This is a genomic window from Ignatzschineria sp. PL_is040 (assembly GCF_055813795.1).
In genome coordinates this window covers 24,842-39,765 of the sequence record NZ_JBVPGU010000002.1, presented here as the reverse complement: position 1 = coordinate 39,765, position 14,924 = coordinate 24,842, and the positions used below count along the sequence as shown (strand labels likewise).

Below are 14,924 nucleotides of genomic sequence, written 5' to 3'. Positions count from 1 at the left end.
ATTGATCATCTAATTGATTACTCAATTGATCATTCAATTGGTCGCCTGCCTCTTCGATATCGCGTAATACTTGTTACATTTATAAAATAAGGATGCTTTGATGATTGCTCGTAGTTTGCGAATGATTCAGATTTGGTGGATCTTTTTACGCTTTGGCCTCTATGATCTTGCCTTTATGATGCCGGGATTGCGTCATTTGCGCTTTCTTAAGCCTCTACTCTCCCTCTTTAATGCACATAAGGGAACAGCGTTACCGGTTCGCATTCGTTTAGCATTAGAGCAGTTAGGGCCCACCTTTATTAAGTTAGGTCAAGCTCTCTCAACACGCTACGATCTGCTCGATCGGGAGATTGTTGTCGAGCTTGTAAAGCTACAGGATCAGGTTAAGCCTTTTCCGACAGATATCTTAATCGATATTATTGAGCGATCTTTTGATAAGCCTTTAATGGAGATCTTTAAAGAGTTTGATGAAGTGCCGATGGCCGCCGCTTCTATTGCACAAGTCCATAGTGCGCGATTGCATAATGGGCAAGAAGTGGTGGTAAAAGTTGTTCGTCCCGATATTCAGAAGGTGATCAAACGTGATATTGCGATCATGGAGGTATTAGCCTTTATGATTGAGCGTTACTATCCTGATGGTAAGCGTTTGCGTCCGGTCGAGATTGTTGAGGAGCATGCAAAAACAATTCTCAATGAGCTCGATCTAACGATTGAAGCGGCTAATGGGGCGCAATTGAGGGAGAACTTTCGGGATTCAAAGATTCTCTATGTGCCGGAGATCTATCTCGACTATGTGCGTAAAAATGTCTTGGTTATGGAGCGCATTTCAGGTGTGCCTGTTGGTGATATTGCAACGTTAAAAGAGCTTGGTGTTAATATTCCACTTCTAGCGCAGCGTAGTGTCGATATCTTCTTCACCCAAGTCTTTGAGCATAGCTTTTTTCATGCAGATATGCATCCTGGCAATATCTTTGTCGATGTGAGTAATCCCGCTGATCCAACCTATATCGCGCTCGATTTTGGTATTATCGGCACTTTAAATGAAGAGGATCAGCACTACTTAGCAAGTAACTTTTTAGCTTTCTTTAATCGAGATTATCTAAAGGTTGCTGAGCTGCATGTTGAATCGGGCTGGGTTCCTCCCGATACCTCTGTGGGAGATTTTGAGGCAGTGATTCGCTCTCTTTGTGAGCCGATCTTCAATAAGCCCTTAAAAGATATCTCATTTGGAGCTTTTCTTCTCTCCCTTTTTCAGACGGCGCGTCGCTTTAAGATGGAGATGCAGCCTCAATTGATGTTATTGCAAAAGACCCTCTTTGCAATCGAGGGATTAGGGCGAGAACTCTATCCTGAGCTTGATTTATGGGCAACAGCAAAACCTTATTTAGTGGAGTTTGTGAAGAAGAAGCGGGGGCCCAAAGCGATTGTATCCCGTTATCGTCGAGATATCCCGATCTGGATAGAGCAATTGCCTGACTTGATGCAAAATGGTCAGCTGACGTTACAGCAAGCGGCAAAAGGGAAGCTGAAGGTCAATTTAGCAGATAATGAGTGGGCTCGTTTGGCTAAATTAGAGCATGACTCAACTGTCCGGCGAATCTACGGAGGTATTGGTGCGGTCTTTCTTTTAGCGCTTTTATTGAAGTTTGAGGAGAGTTCGCTCTGGATGATTCTCTCATTGGGAGGCGCATCATTACTCTTTCTCTATTTAGCATTGAAGAAGAGAAACCATTAGCGTCGTTAAAGGTTCTCAAATCACTTGAATTAACTTAGATCGCTTGAATCACTACTACAGAAAGAGCGATGTAGAAATAGATGTAAAGAGTGGTAAAAATTAGAGAGGGTCATATCAAGAAAATAATAAACTAAAGATTATTATAAAGAGGTTGCCTTAGCGCTTGTTAATACAATAAAAAATCATATAATGAGTGCTATATTAAATATTTATTTACGATATAATAGGGATACTGGATCTTATTGAGATCTATCATTAATAGATGATTGATTTGGATGATTGATCTGAAAGAGATGCCGGAAAATTATTAATAAGGAGAGAAGTCAATGAAAAAATTAGCACTTGCTGCGATCTTAGCAGTGTCAACGATGGGCGTTTCTATGGCAGATGTCGATAGCGAAAAAGTGATCGATTATCGTCAAGCTGCATTTAAAGTTGCAGGTTGGAATATGGGCATTCTCGGTGGAATGTTAAAAGGTGAGATTGAGTATAATCCAGAAGAGGCAGTTGCAGCAGCTAAGCGTATCAATGAGATGGCAAAAGCAGTTGGTGCGACCTTTGTTGATGGAACTTATGAAGGCTCAAATGCTAGCCCAAAAATTGTTGAAGAGCGCGCAGATTTTGATAAAAAATTAGCAGCATTTATTCAAGAGAGTGATGTAATGGTTGAAGCAGCTGGAGAGAAGAAGACTTTAGCGGCACAAATGGGTAAATTAGGTGGTACCTGTAAATCATGTCACGATAGTTACAAAGTCGATTAATGACACTCAATGGGGGCGGTAGAGTTATCGTGAGCAATAGATAGCCTTTTCCCTCAAGTATGATATAAGTTAAGAGCGGTTGAGTGATAATCAACCGCTTCTTTTATGTCTACCCACTTTATAGGAGATCAATAAAGTGATGAAAAAACTTAAGCTTGCAACTCTTTTATCCTTAGGGTTCTTATTTGGTAGTCATACCGTTAATGCGCAGGAGGTTCGTGTCTATAACTGGACAGATTATATCGATCCTGAGCTGATTACTGAATTTACTGATAAGACCGGCATTAAGGTGATTTATGATACTTTCGATAGTAATGAAGTGCTTTTGGCAAAAACGTTAACGGGCAACTCAGGTTACGATATTGTGGTACCTTCTGATTACACTTTAATCTATATGGTACAAGCAGATGCAGTTCAGAAGATTGATCGTGATAAACTTAAAAATATCGACAATATCTGGCCCTTTGTGGAAGAGAGGTTAGATGAGCTTCCCGGTGCGATAGAGTATTCAGTTCCCTACATGTGGGGAACAACGGGGATAGCCTACAACGTCAATAAAGTTAAAGAGTTAGTACCAGATGCACCATTAGATTCAATGGAGCTTCTCTTTAACCCAGAATATGCTTCAAAATTGGCAAGTTGTGGTATCTATATTGTTGACTCCCCGAGTGAGTTCTACCCGATGGTGATGCGCTATTTAGGGCTACCGGCAGAGAGTACATCTGATGCAGACTTGGCTAAAGCGAATGAGGTATTACAAGCTATTCGTCCTTATATCACTAAGTTTCACTCCTCTGAATATATCAATGCGATGGCCAATGGCGATGCTTGCTTATCACTCGGTTGGTCAGGAGATCTCTATCTAGCAAAAGCAAGGGCAAAAGAGGCGAATGCCGGTGTTGAGATCGAGTATTTTATTCCTAAAGAGGGTGGGCTTCTTTGGTTTGATCAGCTTGCAATCTTAAAAGATGCTAAAAACGTTGATGAGGCATACGCTTTTATCGACTATCTTTTAGATGCGAAAGTGAATGCACGCGCGGCAGATTATGTGGAGTATGCCACTTCTAATGAGGCGGCCTTTGAGTTTGTTGATCAGGATCTGCTTAACGATCCGACGCTCTATCCTTCAAAAGAGCAATTGGAGCTTCTCAATGTGAAGCAACCTTACACTCAACGGGAACAGAAAAAGTTGATGCGCGATTGGTTAAGAATTAAAGCGCAACGTTAAAAAATAACGCCGGTATGAGTCCGTTATAAGATTTATTATAAGATTCAGATCGATATGAAGATGGAGAAGAGTATCTAGCTGTTTTAGATACTCTTTTTTTATTTTTCTTGCTCCCCGGCTCTTTTATCATCTGTTATCCCTTTCATAAGATTTCATCAAACCTCATCGAGCTTCATTAACTCCTATTATTTCTCACGATCCCTTGTTGATGAGAGAGATATCAATATTTAATCGGTGTTACCGCCGAACGACAGCTCTTGAGTGAAACTTTTAATGTATAATGCAGTGTTAAGCATTCGATAGGACACCTAGTGAAAACTAGGTACAAGAGTTCGATAAAGTTGGATAAAAAGTTAGATAAAAATGGGGAGCGGTAGAGTATTAATGTGATCTCGTTACTGCTAAAGTTATCGATAACCCCTATCGATAGATGATATCGATAAAGATATCGATAAAGATGTCGATAAAGATATTGATAAGCACTGTTTTATAAGAATTGTTTTATTAGATAATTGTAACTTGTTACAACAAGGAAATGATATGAGTAGACAACACCATCCTTTAGTGATTTTAGGATCTGGACCGGCAGGCTACACCTCTGCACTCTATGCTGCACGCGCTAACCTTAAACCTGTGGTGATTACTGGTATGCAGATGGGCGGGCAGTTGACGACCACTACCGATATTGATAATTGGCCAGGTGGCGCTGAAGGGTTAACGGGGCCTCAATTGATGGATCAGATGCGGGAACATTGTGAGCGTTTTGGTACAGAGATCCTCTTCGATCATATTCAACAGGTTGATCTTTCTCAACGTCCTTTTCTCTTAGAGGGGGATAATGGTAGCTATAGTTGTGATGCATTGATTATCGCAACGGGAGCATCCGCTAAATATTTAGGACTTCCCTCTGAAGCGCAATATCTTGGGCGCGGTGTTTCTGCTTGTGCAACTTGTGATGGGTTCTTCTATCGAGATCAAGAAGTTGTGGTTGTCGGTGGTGGAAATACTGCTGTTGAAGAGGCGCTCTACTTAAGTCAGATTGCGGCAAAAGTTCATCTTGTTCATCGTCGTGATACCTTCCGCGCTGAAAAGATCTTAATTGATCGCCTTTACCGTAATGTCGAAGCGGGGAAAATAGAGTTACATCTTGATCAGACGCTAGAAGAGGTTAAAGGTGATGATGCTGGCGTGACGGGAGTTGTTCTAAAATCAACGAAAGATGAGTCGACCAAAGAGCTTGCGGTACCGGGGGTTTTTATCGCTATTGGACATGCGCCTAACACCGAAATCTTTGCAGGGCAGTTGGAGATGAGAAATGGCTATATCATCGTTAAATCAGGAATTGATGGTGATGCGACAAGCACTTCTGTTGCCGGTGTTTTTGCTGCTGGGGATGTGATGGATTCCAATTATCGTCAAGCGATTACCTCAGCAGGAACGGGCTGTATGGCAGCACACGATGCTGAGCGTTATCTCGATTCACTCTAAGTTGTGTTCATTAAACGAAACGTGAGGGAATTGAGTCACTTGTGAGATTCACATTGTTGAATACTGTTGAATGTTGTTGAAATATTTAGGTTAGCTGATTATTGAGAGACGTGACTTTTTTAGAGATGTCACCCATTGAGATATCACCCATTTAAAAGTGTTAATAAAAAGTGTTAATACAGTAGTGTTAATAAGAAGGATAGAGATATGAAATTTAATACCTTAGAGAGTTTAGATTTAGCGGGTAAGCGTGTGTTAGTTCGTGAAGATCTTAATGTTCCCATCCATAATGGGGAGATTACCTCTGATGCTCGTTTAGTGGCAGCCCTTCCAACGATTGAGGCGATTTTAGAGAAGGGAGGTGCTGTCATGGTGATGTCTCACCTTGGTCGACCCACGGAAGGGGAAGAGAATGAGGAGTTTTCATTAGCTCCTGCTGCCGTTTGGTTATCTGAGCGCCTTGGTAAGCCGGTAACGCTTGTTAAAAATTGGATCAATGGCGTAGAGATTCAACCGGGTGAAGTGAAGTTATTGGAAAATGTTCGCTTCCTCAAAGGTGAAAAAGCGAATGATGATGCACTCTCTCAGAAGATGGCTAATCTTTGTGATGTCTATGTGATGGATGCTTTTGCAACTGCTCATCGTAAGGCCGCTTCAACCTATGGTGTGGGAATGCTTGCAAAAGAGAGTGCTGCCGGATTGCTCTTAGAGAAAGAGTTAACGGCATTAACGAAAGCGATTAGCCATCCAGAGAGCCCGATGGTAGCGATTGTGGGTGGTGCAAAAGTATCCACCAAATTAACCGTTTTAAATGCACTCTTAGATAAGGTTGATCAATTGATTACCGGTGGAGGTATTACTAATACGCTACTTTTAGCGAAAGGCTATAAAGTTGGAAAAAGCTTAGTAGAGAAGGATCTTGTGCCAGAGGCGAAAAAGCTTCTTAAGCGTGCAGAAGAAGAGGGGAAAGAGATCCCATTACCTATCGATGTTGTTGTAGGAACAGAGTTCTCTGCAGAAGCAAAAGCAGAGGTAAAAGGCATTGATGAGGTAGGTCCAGATGATATGATTATGGATATTGGCCCCAAGACAAGTGAGCTCTACCAGCAAATTTTAATGAAAGCGAAGACAATTGTCTGGAATGGTCCTGTAGGTGTATTTGAGTTTGAAAACTTTGCCGATGGAACAAAAGCTTTAGGAGAAGCAATTGCGAAGAGCGATGCTTTCTCAATTGCCGGCGGTGGTGATACGGTTGCTGCGATTGAGATGTTTGGATTGACCGATCAGATCTCCTATATCTCCACTGGTGGGGGTGCTTTCCTTGAGTTGTTAGAAGGGGAAGTCCTACCTGCGATTGAAATGTTAGAAAAGCGAGCAAAATAACAATGAATAATAACGAAATCTTAATTAATATTACGCCAAATGAGACAAGAGCGGCGGTGATCAGTAACGCGATGGTCCAGGAAGTATTAATTGAGCGAGATGAGAAGCGAGGCCTTGTTGGCAATATTTATAAAGGGATCGTTATTCGTGTTTTGCCAGGTCTTGAAGCTGCTTTTGTCGATATTGGTCTCGATCGCGCTGCCTTTCTTCACGTAAGTGATATTCAGACAAGCTGTAGTGAGTATCAACCAGATGCTTGTGATGATAATAGAGAAGGTGAGGGAAATCAGCGCGTTCCAACGAAACGTAATCCTGAAGCGATCGATATCACTAAGTTGCTACATCAAGGTCAAGAGTTGATTGTTCAAGTGATTCGTGATCCCCTTGGGACCAAAGGGGCACGAATTACAACGCAGATCTCAATTCCCTCCTGCTATCTTGTCTATTTAGCAGATTCAGATGTGATCGGTGTTTCGGTGCGTATTGAAGATGAGGAGGAGCGTGACCGTCTAAAGAGTATCCTTTTAGGCTATCAACCGGAGATCCCGGGCGCGTATATTGCCAGAACCGCAGCTGAAGGCGCTGATCCTTGGGTCCTGCGCGCAGATATGCAGTTTCTGAATCGTCTTTGGAAAGATGTAAAAGAGCGAATTCCTGCGGCAAAAGTGGGGGAGTTAATTTATGGGAACTTTCCACTAGAGCTCCGTATCTTACGGGATTATATCTCAAAAGATATTCAGCGAGTACGAATCGATTGCATGGAAGGTTATAAGAGCATGATGGATTTTACCACACGCTTTTTGCCGGAGATGACAGAACGAATTGAGTACTATGTTGGGCCTCGTGCCATTATGGATCTCTTTAATACAGAGCGAGAGATTAATCTCGCCTTAGAGAAGCGAGTCGATCTTAAATCGGGTGGTTATCTGATGATTGAACAGACTGAAGCGATGACAACGATCGATATCAATACCGGTGGTTTTGTCGGGTATCGCAATCTTGAAGAGACGATCTATAAAACAAACTTGGAAGCTGCTCAAGCATTGGCACGACAAGTGCGACTGCGTAATCTTGGCGGCATTATCATTATCGACTTTATCGATATGCAGAGTGAAGAGCATCGCCAAGGCGTTTTAGAGGAGCTATCTGAGCATCTCTCCCACGATTATGCCCGTACCTCCATTAGTGAAGTGACCTCTCTGGGTCTAGTGCAGATGACGCGTAAGCGAACACGTGAGAGCTTAGTGCAATTACTCTGTGAGCCATGCCCTAAATGTCAGGGCAATGGTTATGTGAAGACGAGCGCTACAGTCTGTTTTGAGATCTTTCGAGAGCTGATCCGAGATGGTAAGCGTTTCCCAAGTCTTAAAGAGTTTCTAGTATTAGCGGCGCCTGAAGTGATAGAACGCCTTCTCGATGAAGAGGCGCATAGTGTTGCAGATCTTCAAAATCAGATCGATGCCAATATTCGTCTGCAACCAGAAGAGCTCTATCCTGTTGAGCAGTTTGATATTGTGCCGATGTAACCGTGTGAGAAGAGAGGAGGAGAGGCGTGAAGATTGTTTTAGGTGTGAGCGGAAGTATTGCTGCATATAAATCCCCTGACTTAGTTCGTCGCTTGAGAGAGTTAGGGCATGAGGTGCGGGTGGTGATGAGTCGTGGTGGCATCAGTTTTGTGACCCCTTTAACGTTGCAGGCAGTTTCGGGGTACCCTGTTGTCTACGATCTTTTAGATCCAGCTCATGAAGCGGGCATGGGGCATATTGAGTTAGCTCGCTGGGCGGATCTTATCCTTATCGCACCGGCAAGCGCGAACTTAATCTCAAGATTAGCCGCCGGGTCTGCTGAAGATCTTCTCTCTGCGATCGTTTTAGCCACCGAAAAGCCCATTATGTTAGCGCCGGGAATGAATCGCTTGATGTGGGCGAATCCTTTTGTTCAGCGTAATATAGCAGCGCTTTCAGCTGCCGGAATCGATATTTTAACCCCGGGAAGTGGTGCGCAAGCTTGTGGGGAAGTAGGATTAGGGAGAATGCCGGAACCCCTTGAGATTCGTGATCATGTCACCGCCTTTTTTCAGCGCTCTGCAACTGATACTGCTTTTGATAGTCGAACAGATTTAGGGGTGGAGATGGTAGATGGGGCAGATGAGGTCGATGAGAATAGTGAGTTGCAAGGGGCGCTCATCGGGAAAAGGGTGGTTATCACCGCGGGTCCTACGGTAGAAGAGATCGATCCGGTACGTTATATCAGTAATTACTCTAGTGGGAAGATGGGGTATGCACTTGCACAAGTCGCACACCGCTTAGGTGCCGAGGTGACCTTGATCTCAGGACCTGTAGCGATTGCGCCCCCGGCAGGGGTCGAGACGATCGCAATTAAGAGTGCTGAAGAGATGATGCAAGCGGTTGAAAGGGCGTGTCAAGGGGCAGATCTCTTTATTGCCGCTGCCGCTGTGGCCGACTATCGGGTTGCAGATCGCGCTTTAGAGAAGATCAAAAAGAGTGATGATCAAGATGAGTTAATTCTGAAATTGACTAAAAATCCCGATATCTTAGCAACGATTGCTAAGGGGGAGGCACGACCAACACTCTGTGTCGGTTTTGCTGCGGAGACCAATAATATTGAAGAGAATGCAAAGTCGAAGTTACGACGAAAAAATGTCGATATGATCTGCCTTAATGATGTTTCTGGTGGAAAGGTCTTTGGCGCCGCCGAGAATGAGATGCTACTCTTTAAGCGCGATGGTTCCGTAACACCGATTGCAAAAGCGGATAAAGCGATTATTGCTGAGAAGATCTTTGAGGAGATTATCGATCTCTTTCCAGCGCAGTTTTGGTGTTAGAGGGGTGTTGTTAAAAGTTGGCGTTAAAAAGTCTCTGGAGAGGAATCAGATGAACATGGATAGTCGGTAATGGAACCGATCAGTGGGGCGATAGGGGGACTGCTTTTATTGGCGCTCTCTGCATTTAGTTCGGCGACCATATTGCCGGGAAGTTCCGAGGTGGCACTACTCGGGTACCTGCATCTCTATCCCGAATGGCTCACTGCGGCCTTTGTCGTTGCCACAATTTTTAATACTTTGGGAAGTATCTCAATGTATTGGGTCGGGCGCATTATTCCAGAGCGAAAAGAGTCTTCTGCTAAGGTAGATCGTTTAATCGCACGCTTTGGTCTCTTTTCACTCCTATTTTCTAGCCTTCCGATTATCGGTGACTTTATTCCCATTGCGGCTGGTTGGTTTCGACTCAATTTTTGGTACGCCTCACTCCTTATTTTAGTAGGTAAAGCGGTGCGTTATCTGCTTCTTTTGGGGGCATTTCATACTCTTTTGCGGCTCTTTTAGATATTATTCATAGAGAAATTGGGGGGAATCACTTGCACTTCTCTCTAACTCAATTACTCTAAGAGAGTTGCCAAAATTTTGATGGAATTGCGCCGTGTTAACCTTCTTCTGGATTCTCCTTCCGATCTTCTCCATTTTTGTTGTGGGTTTTATCTCGCAGAAGATCCTTCATTTCGATATTCCCAATCTTTCTAAGATGTCGATCTATGTTTTATCCCCTTTTTTAGCCTTTAAAACTTTCTACTCTTATCAGATATCGATCGACTATCTCTACTACTTTGGTTATATCTATCTTCTCTGTTTTGCACTTGTGCTACTGGTCTCTATTGCCGCGAAGATTTTCCACTATGATGAACAGACACGTTGTGGAATGATATTAGGTTCCTGTTTTATGAATAATGGGAATTATGGAACCCCTGTTGTTTTAGCTTTTTTTGGTGCCGCTGGCTTCGATTTGGCCATCATTATGTTGGTACTACAGCAGGTGGTGATGAATACAGTCGGGACTTACTACGCGGCAAAAGGGTCTTCACGAAAGATCATTGGTAGCTCTGTTCGGCATGCCCTTTATCAAGTGTTAAAGATGCCTACAGCTCACGGCGCGCTTCTCGGGGTTCTTTTTCAATTACTCCATATCCCTCTAAGTGAATCGCTCTATCACTCGATCTCAATGGTAGGGGATGCATCTATTGTTGTGATTATGGTTATTTTGGGGATGCAGCTAGCGAATATTCGTATTACTAAAATTGCATATGGGAAGTTGTCGATTAACTTAACAATTAAGATGCTTCTCTCTCCATTAATCGCCTTCTTTCTAGTGGAGTGGCTACCCATTGATCATGCATCAAAACAGATATTGATTCTGCTCGCTGCAATGCCGGCAGCAGCAAATACAACACTTTTAGCTGTCCATTTCGATACCAAACCAGAGTTAGTTTCTAGTGCAACATTGATTAGCACCTTAGTTAGTTTGATCACATTACCAATTGTTTTGCTCCTTTTAGGAGTTGAGCTACCAACATAATAATAAAAGATGGGAGGATAAATATGGGAAGAAAAGGCGCATTGAGTATGGCGCATATTGCGGCGCTACTTTTTGGGTTAACCGGAATTTTTGGTGTTTTAATTACGGCCTCTGTAGAAATGATTACCTTAGGAAGAGCTCTATTTGCCGTTTTGGGGTTATGGTTATTGCTCTTATGGCAGGGGCGACGGATCGAGTTTCGATTCACCTTTAAGGAGTGGTCTATATTACTTCTCTCCGGAATCTTTTTAACCATCCATTGGTTAACATTTTTTATTGCTGTTAAAGTTGGTGGTGTGGCTATTGCTACTCTAGGTTTTGCTACCTTTCCCGCTTTTATTACATTGATCGATTATCTTCTCTTTAAGGAGCAGGTGACTTCTCGAGAGTGGTTATTACTACTTTTAACAACAGTGGGACTTATTCTCGTAACTCCCAATTTTTCGTTTGCTAGTAGCGGCACCGTGGGGCTACTTTGGGGGATTTTATCAGGCTTTGCTTTTGCACTATTAGTGGTTACAAATAAGCGGGGAGCGATGGGGATTGATGCGGTACAGATCGCTCTTTGGCAAAATGGCATAGTCGTTCTTCTTTTGCTCCCCTTTACCTTGACACAATTTCAGACGTTAACGTCACTGAATATCTTCTACTTAGCGTTATTGGGAATTCTCTGTACGGGAGTTTCTCACTATCTCTTGGTTAGGAGTTTAGCTGTTTTAGAAGCGCGTATTACAGGGATGATTATTGCGCTTGAGCCTGTCTACGCTATTTTAGCTGCTTGGTGGCTTTTCGGATCTAAGCCAACTTTAGCAATGATTGCCGGCGCATTTCTTATTATTGGTGCAATTTTTATGGTGTCGCAAAAGAGAGAAGAGAACAAATAGGATGAGCGCCAAAAGAGAAGGTTATAAACTTGATTTGATTGGATCTAATTTTATTTGATTTGATTTTTAATTTGCCCCTTAATTTGCCATCTAATTTTATTATATCTTATATTTTTGCAGTCTATTTTAGTGATCTATTTCTGTAGTTTATTTTACAGTTATATCTTCACTATTATTTATAAATTTGCTTTCAATCTATTATCTTTTCTTGATTGAAGTTTTTTATAGCTATCTCCCAACCATCTGTTTTAAAAGGTATATTTAAATCCTGTTTTTTAAAAAATTGTGAAAATTAATAAAAATAAGTGAGTGAATCTCTATTTTTTGCTATATTGATCAATGAGGTAGCTATTATTCATGTGCTGCAATTATGTAATGTTGCTGTATTGATATAGTGCTTTTGATTCATATTTTATGTTCTCTATCTCACTATTAATTCTTTAATGCGATTAATAATCGATTATTAATAGATTGATGAGTGATTATTGATCTATATATTGATTTATATTGATCCATGATTAATCGGATATTAAGAGATAGGGGACGTGAGCAATAAGGGAAAAGTATGAAAGAGAAAATCGAAGAGTATAAAGGTCCAGCAGGTGGTTGGGGTGCATTAAAAGCAGTTGCAGAGATTCTTGCCGAGCAAGAGAGAGAAGGTGCAGATGCAAAAGCGCTCTTTAAGATGAATAAGCATGATGGATTTGACTGTCCAGGTTGTGCTTGGCCAAATCCAGAGAGAACTCCTATTTTTGATGTTTGTGAAAATGGAGCAAAAGCAGTTGCTTGGGAAGCAACTCGCAAAAAGTTGACACCGGAGATGCTCTCGAAGATGACGGTAACAGAGCTCTCTAAATTGAGTGCTCATGAGTTAGAAGATTTAGGCCGTTTAACCTATCCGCTCAAATATGATGCAGCAAGTGATACCTATCAAGCTATAGAGTGGGATGTTGCATTTAAAGAGATCGGTGAGATCCTTCAAAGCTATGATGATCCTACAACATTAGAGCTCTATACCTCTGGTAGAACTTCCAATGAAGCGGCATTTCTCTATCAGCTCTTTGGAAGAGAATATGGCACGAATAACTATCCCGATTGTTCCAATATGTGTCATGAACCAACAAGTGTTGGATTAGGCGCTTCTATCGGTGTTGGGAAATCGACAGTCACTTTTGATGATTTCGAGAGTGTCGATCTAGTGATCGATATCGGTCATAACCCAGGTACGAATCATCCAAGAATCTTGAGCACTTATCGAGCGCTTTCAAAAAGAGGTGCAACTTTGGTTGCTGTAAACCCTCTTAAAGAGCGAGGACTTGAGCGTTTTATCTACCCACAAAATCCGGTAGAGATGTTAACGGATCATGCTACAAAATTGGCATCGCACTACTATAATGTTCGCGTCGGTGGTGATGTGGCATTGATGAAAGGTTTGATGCGTATCGTGATTGAGCGTCATGAGGATGCTGTCGCTAAAGGTGAGCTGGCGATTTTAGATCTCGACTTTATTCAGAATGAAACAGTGGGTTATGATGCGGTTCGTGAAGATGTGCTCAATACTTCTTGGGAAGATATTACGCGGGTTTCGGGATTAACAAAAGAAGCGATCGAGGAGTTTGCTGAACTCTATATCAAGGCCGAGCGTACGATTATCTGCTACGGCATGGGGATTACACAGCATGAGCATGGGACTCAAAATATCCAGCAGCTCGTCAATCTTCTGCTCTTAAAAGGAAATATGGGGCGTCCCGGTGCCGGTATTTTACCTTTAAGAGGGCACTCAAATGTGCAGGGAGATCGAACAGTCGGTATTACAGAAAAACCGAGTCAAGCGATGCTCGATAAGTTAGAGGCACGTTACGGCTTTACACCCCCTTCAAAGTGGGGGCATGCAGTCGTTGCAAGTGTTGAAGCGATGTACTCAGGAGAGTCAAAAGCTTTTATCGGCATGGGCGGAAATTTCGCTGAAGCGATGCCTGATCATGATAAGACCTATCAAGCGATGAAAAATCTTGATCTTGCGGTCCATATCGCAACGAAGATGAATCGTTCCCATCTTTTAACCTCTAAAAATACCTATCTATTGCCTGTTTTAGGGCGTACAGAGATCGATATGCAGGAGACCGGTCGTCAAGTTGTAACGATCGAGGATTCGATGAACTTTGTAACAGCCTCTTGCGGTATCCTTAAGCCGATTAGTCCAGATCTTCTCTCAGAGTGTGCGGTGGTTGCCGGTATTGCGAAAGCGACTATTCCTAACACTAAAGTGAAGTGGGATGAATTAGTGGCAGATTATAGTAAGATTCGTGATGATATTGAGTTTGTCTATCCTGATTTTAAAGATTACAACGAACGTATTAAAGCGCCGGCAGGATTCCATCTTCAAAATCCAGCATCCATTCGTAAATGGGTTACTAAGAGTGGTAAAGCCAATTTCTTTAAGACCTCAGATGGTATTATTGAAGATCCCGATTCACTCTTAAATGTAGAGTTAACTTTAACGACTTTAAGAAGTCATGATCAATATAATACAACGATCTATGGTCTCAATGATCGCTATCGTGGCATCTTTGGTCAGCGTGATGTTCTCTTTATTAGTGAGGCAGAGGCGCAGAAGCAGGGTGTGAAAGCGGATGATCGAGTTAATATTATCGCGCTGGATCGAGATAAAAAACCAACGGAGCGCCGTTTAGATAATCTGCGTGTGGTGATCTATGATATTGCCGATCGTTCAGTGGCAACCTATTTCCCTGAGGCGAATAACTTGGTCGCTTTAGAGAGTATGGATCAGCAATCAGGAATACCGGTTTATAAAAATATTCCGATAGCGATTGAGTTAGCAAGTTAGTCATTGAATATTTGTAACTGAGCGAGCAACTGTTGACTAAGTCAATTGACCTAGTTATTGATCTAGTCATTGATAGAGGCGATCTTTAGAGATCGTCTCTTATTTTTTGTCTCTATCTTTATCTTTTTTTATCTCAAAATGAAAGGCCTTTAAAAATTTTTATAAACTATGGTGCCTCTCGTTTCGTTATAATATAAACTACTATTTTAACCGGTGCTTTAAGGAGC

Annotated in this window: 11 protein-coding genes; all 11 read left to right on the top strand. The window is 42.2% G+C overall.

What is annotated here, in order from left to right:
* The first annotated feature begins 100 nt into the window (after positions 1-100).
* The 11 genes from ubiB (at position 101) to AC0SAP_RS03730 (ending at position 14,697) form a co-directional block, all read left to right on the top strand.
* The gene (gene ubiB / locus AC0SAP_RS03780; RefSeq protein ID WP_286481027.1) at positions 101-1,735 is read left to right on the top strand and encodes a ubiquinone biosynthesis regulatory protein kinase UbiB; all 1,635 of its coding nucleotides are present in this window, start codon (positions 101-103) and stop codon (positions 1,733-1,735) included.
* A gap of 326 nt (positions 1,736-2,061) precedes the next feature.
* Positions 2,062-2,496 (top strand): c-type cytochrome, encoded by a 435-nt coding sequence (locus tag AC0SAP_RS03775; protein ID WP_286481024.1) that lies wholly within the window; start codon positions 2,062-2,064, stop codon positions 2,494-2,496.
* Between the two features lie 139 nt (positions 2,497-2,635).
* The gene (locus AC0SAP_RS03770; RefSeq protein WP_233146761.1) at positions 2,636-3,724 is read left to right on the top strand and encodes a polyamine ABC transporter substrate-binding protein; all 1,089 of its coding nucleotides are present in this window, start codon (positions 2,636-2,638) and stop codon (positions 3,722-3,724) included.
* 540 nt (positions 3,725-4,264) lie between these two features.
* Complete coding sequence (trxB, locus tag AC0SAP_RS03765) at positions 4,265-5,212, top strand: thioredoxin-disulfide reductase (protein WP_473383028.1); 948 nt, start codon at positions 4,265-4,267, stop codon at positions 5,210-5,212.
* Between the two features lie 207 nt (positions 5,213-5,419).
* Complete coding sequence (locus AC0SAP_RS03760; RefSeq protein WP_286481022.1) at positions 5,420-6,595, top strand: phosphoglycerate kinase; 1,176 nt, start codon at positions 5,420-5,422, stop codon at positions 6,593-6,595.
* 2 nt (positions 6,596-6,597) lie between these two features.
* A complete protein-coding gene (rng, locus tag AC0SAP_RS03755) occupies positions 6,598-8,121 on the top strand; it encodes a ribonuclease G (protein WP_473383026.1) in 1,524 nt (507 codons plus the stop codon).
* A 26-nt stretch (positions 8,122-8,147) separates the two neighbouring features.
* Positions 8,148-9,440: a bifunctional phosphopantothenoylcysteine decarboxylase/phosphopantothenate--cysteine ligase CoaBC gene (gene coaBC, locus AC0SAP_RS03750; RefSeq protein ID WP_473383025.1), complete on the top strand. Its 1,293-nt coding sequence runs from the start codon at positions 8,148-8,150 to the stop codon at positions 9,438-9,440.
* A gap of 69 nt (positions 9,441-9,509) precedes the next feature.
* Positions 9,510-9,941: a YqaA family protein gene (locus AC0SAP_RS03745; protein WP_473383023.1), complete on the top strand. Its 432-nt coding sequence runs from the start codon at positions 9,510-9,512 to the stop codon at positions 9,939-9,941.
* A 94-nt stretch (positions 9,942-10,035) separates the two neighbouring features.
* Entirely contained in the window at positions 10,036-10,965 is a 930-nt protein-coding gene (locus AC0SAP_RS03740; RefSeq protein WP_473383022.1) for an AEC family transporter, read from the top strand.
* Positions 10,966-10,988: 23 nt separating this feature from the next.
* Positions 10,989-11,849 (top strand): DMT family transporter, encoded by an 861-nt coding sequence (locus AC0SAP_RS03735; protein ID WP_286480987.1) that lies wholly within the window; start codon positions 10,989-10,991, stop codon positions 11,847-11,849.
* A 565-nt stretch (positions 11,850-12,414) separates the two neighbouring features.
* Positions 12,415-14,697: an FdhF/YdeP family oxidoreductase gene (locus AC0SAP_RS03730; RefSeq protein WP_473383021.1), complete on the top strand. Its 2,283-nt coding sequence runs from the start codon at positions 12,415-12,417 to the stop codon at positions 14,695-14,697.
* Positions 14,698-14,924: the final 227 nt, after the last annotated feature.

Bases quoted from the DNA above. Each gene is read 5' to 3' on its own strand.
- ubiB (WP_286481027.1), top strand. From the start codon at position 101: ATGATTGCTCGTAGTTTGCGAATGATTCAGATTTGGTGGATCTTTTTA.
- AC0SAP_RS03775 (WP_286481024.1), top strand. From the start codon at position 2,062: ATGAAAAAATTAGCACTTGCTGCGATCTTAGCAGTGTCAACGATGGGC.
- AC0SAP_RS03770 (WP_233146761.1), top strand. From the start codon at position 2,636: ATGAAAAAACTTAAGCTTGCAACTCTTTTATCCTTAGGGTTCTTATTT.
- trxB (WP_473383028.1), top strand. From the start codon at position 4,265: ATGAGTAGACAACACCATCCTTTAGTGATTTTAGGATCTGGACCGGCA.
- AC0SAP_RS03760 (WP_286481022.1), top strand. From the start codon at position 5,420: ATGAAATTTAATACCTTAGAGAGTTTAGATTTAGCGGGTAAGCGTGTG.
- rng (WP_473383026.1), top strand. From the start codon at position 6,598: ATGAATAATAACGAAATCTTAATTAATATTACGCCAAATGAGACAAGA.
- AC0SAP_RS03745 (WP_473383023.1), top strand. From the start codon at position 9,510: ATGGAACCGATCAGTGGGGCGATAGGGGGACTGCTTTTATTGGCGCTC.
- AC0SAP_RS03735 (WP_286480987.1), top strand. From the start codon at position 10,989: ATGGGAAGAAAAGGCGCATTGAGTATGGCGCATATTGCGGCGCTACTT.
- AC0SAP_RS03730 (WP_473383021.1), top strand. From the start codon at position 12,415: ATGAAAGAGAAAATCGAAGAGTATAAAGGTCCAGCAGGTGGTTGGGGT.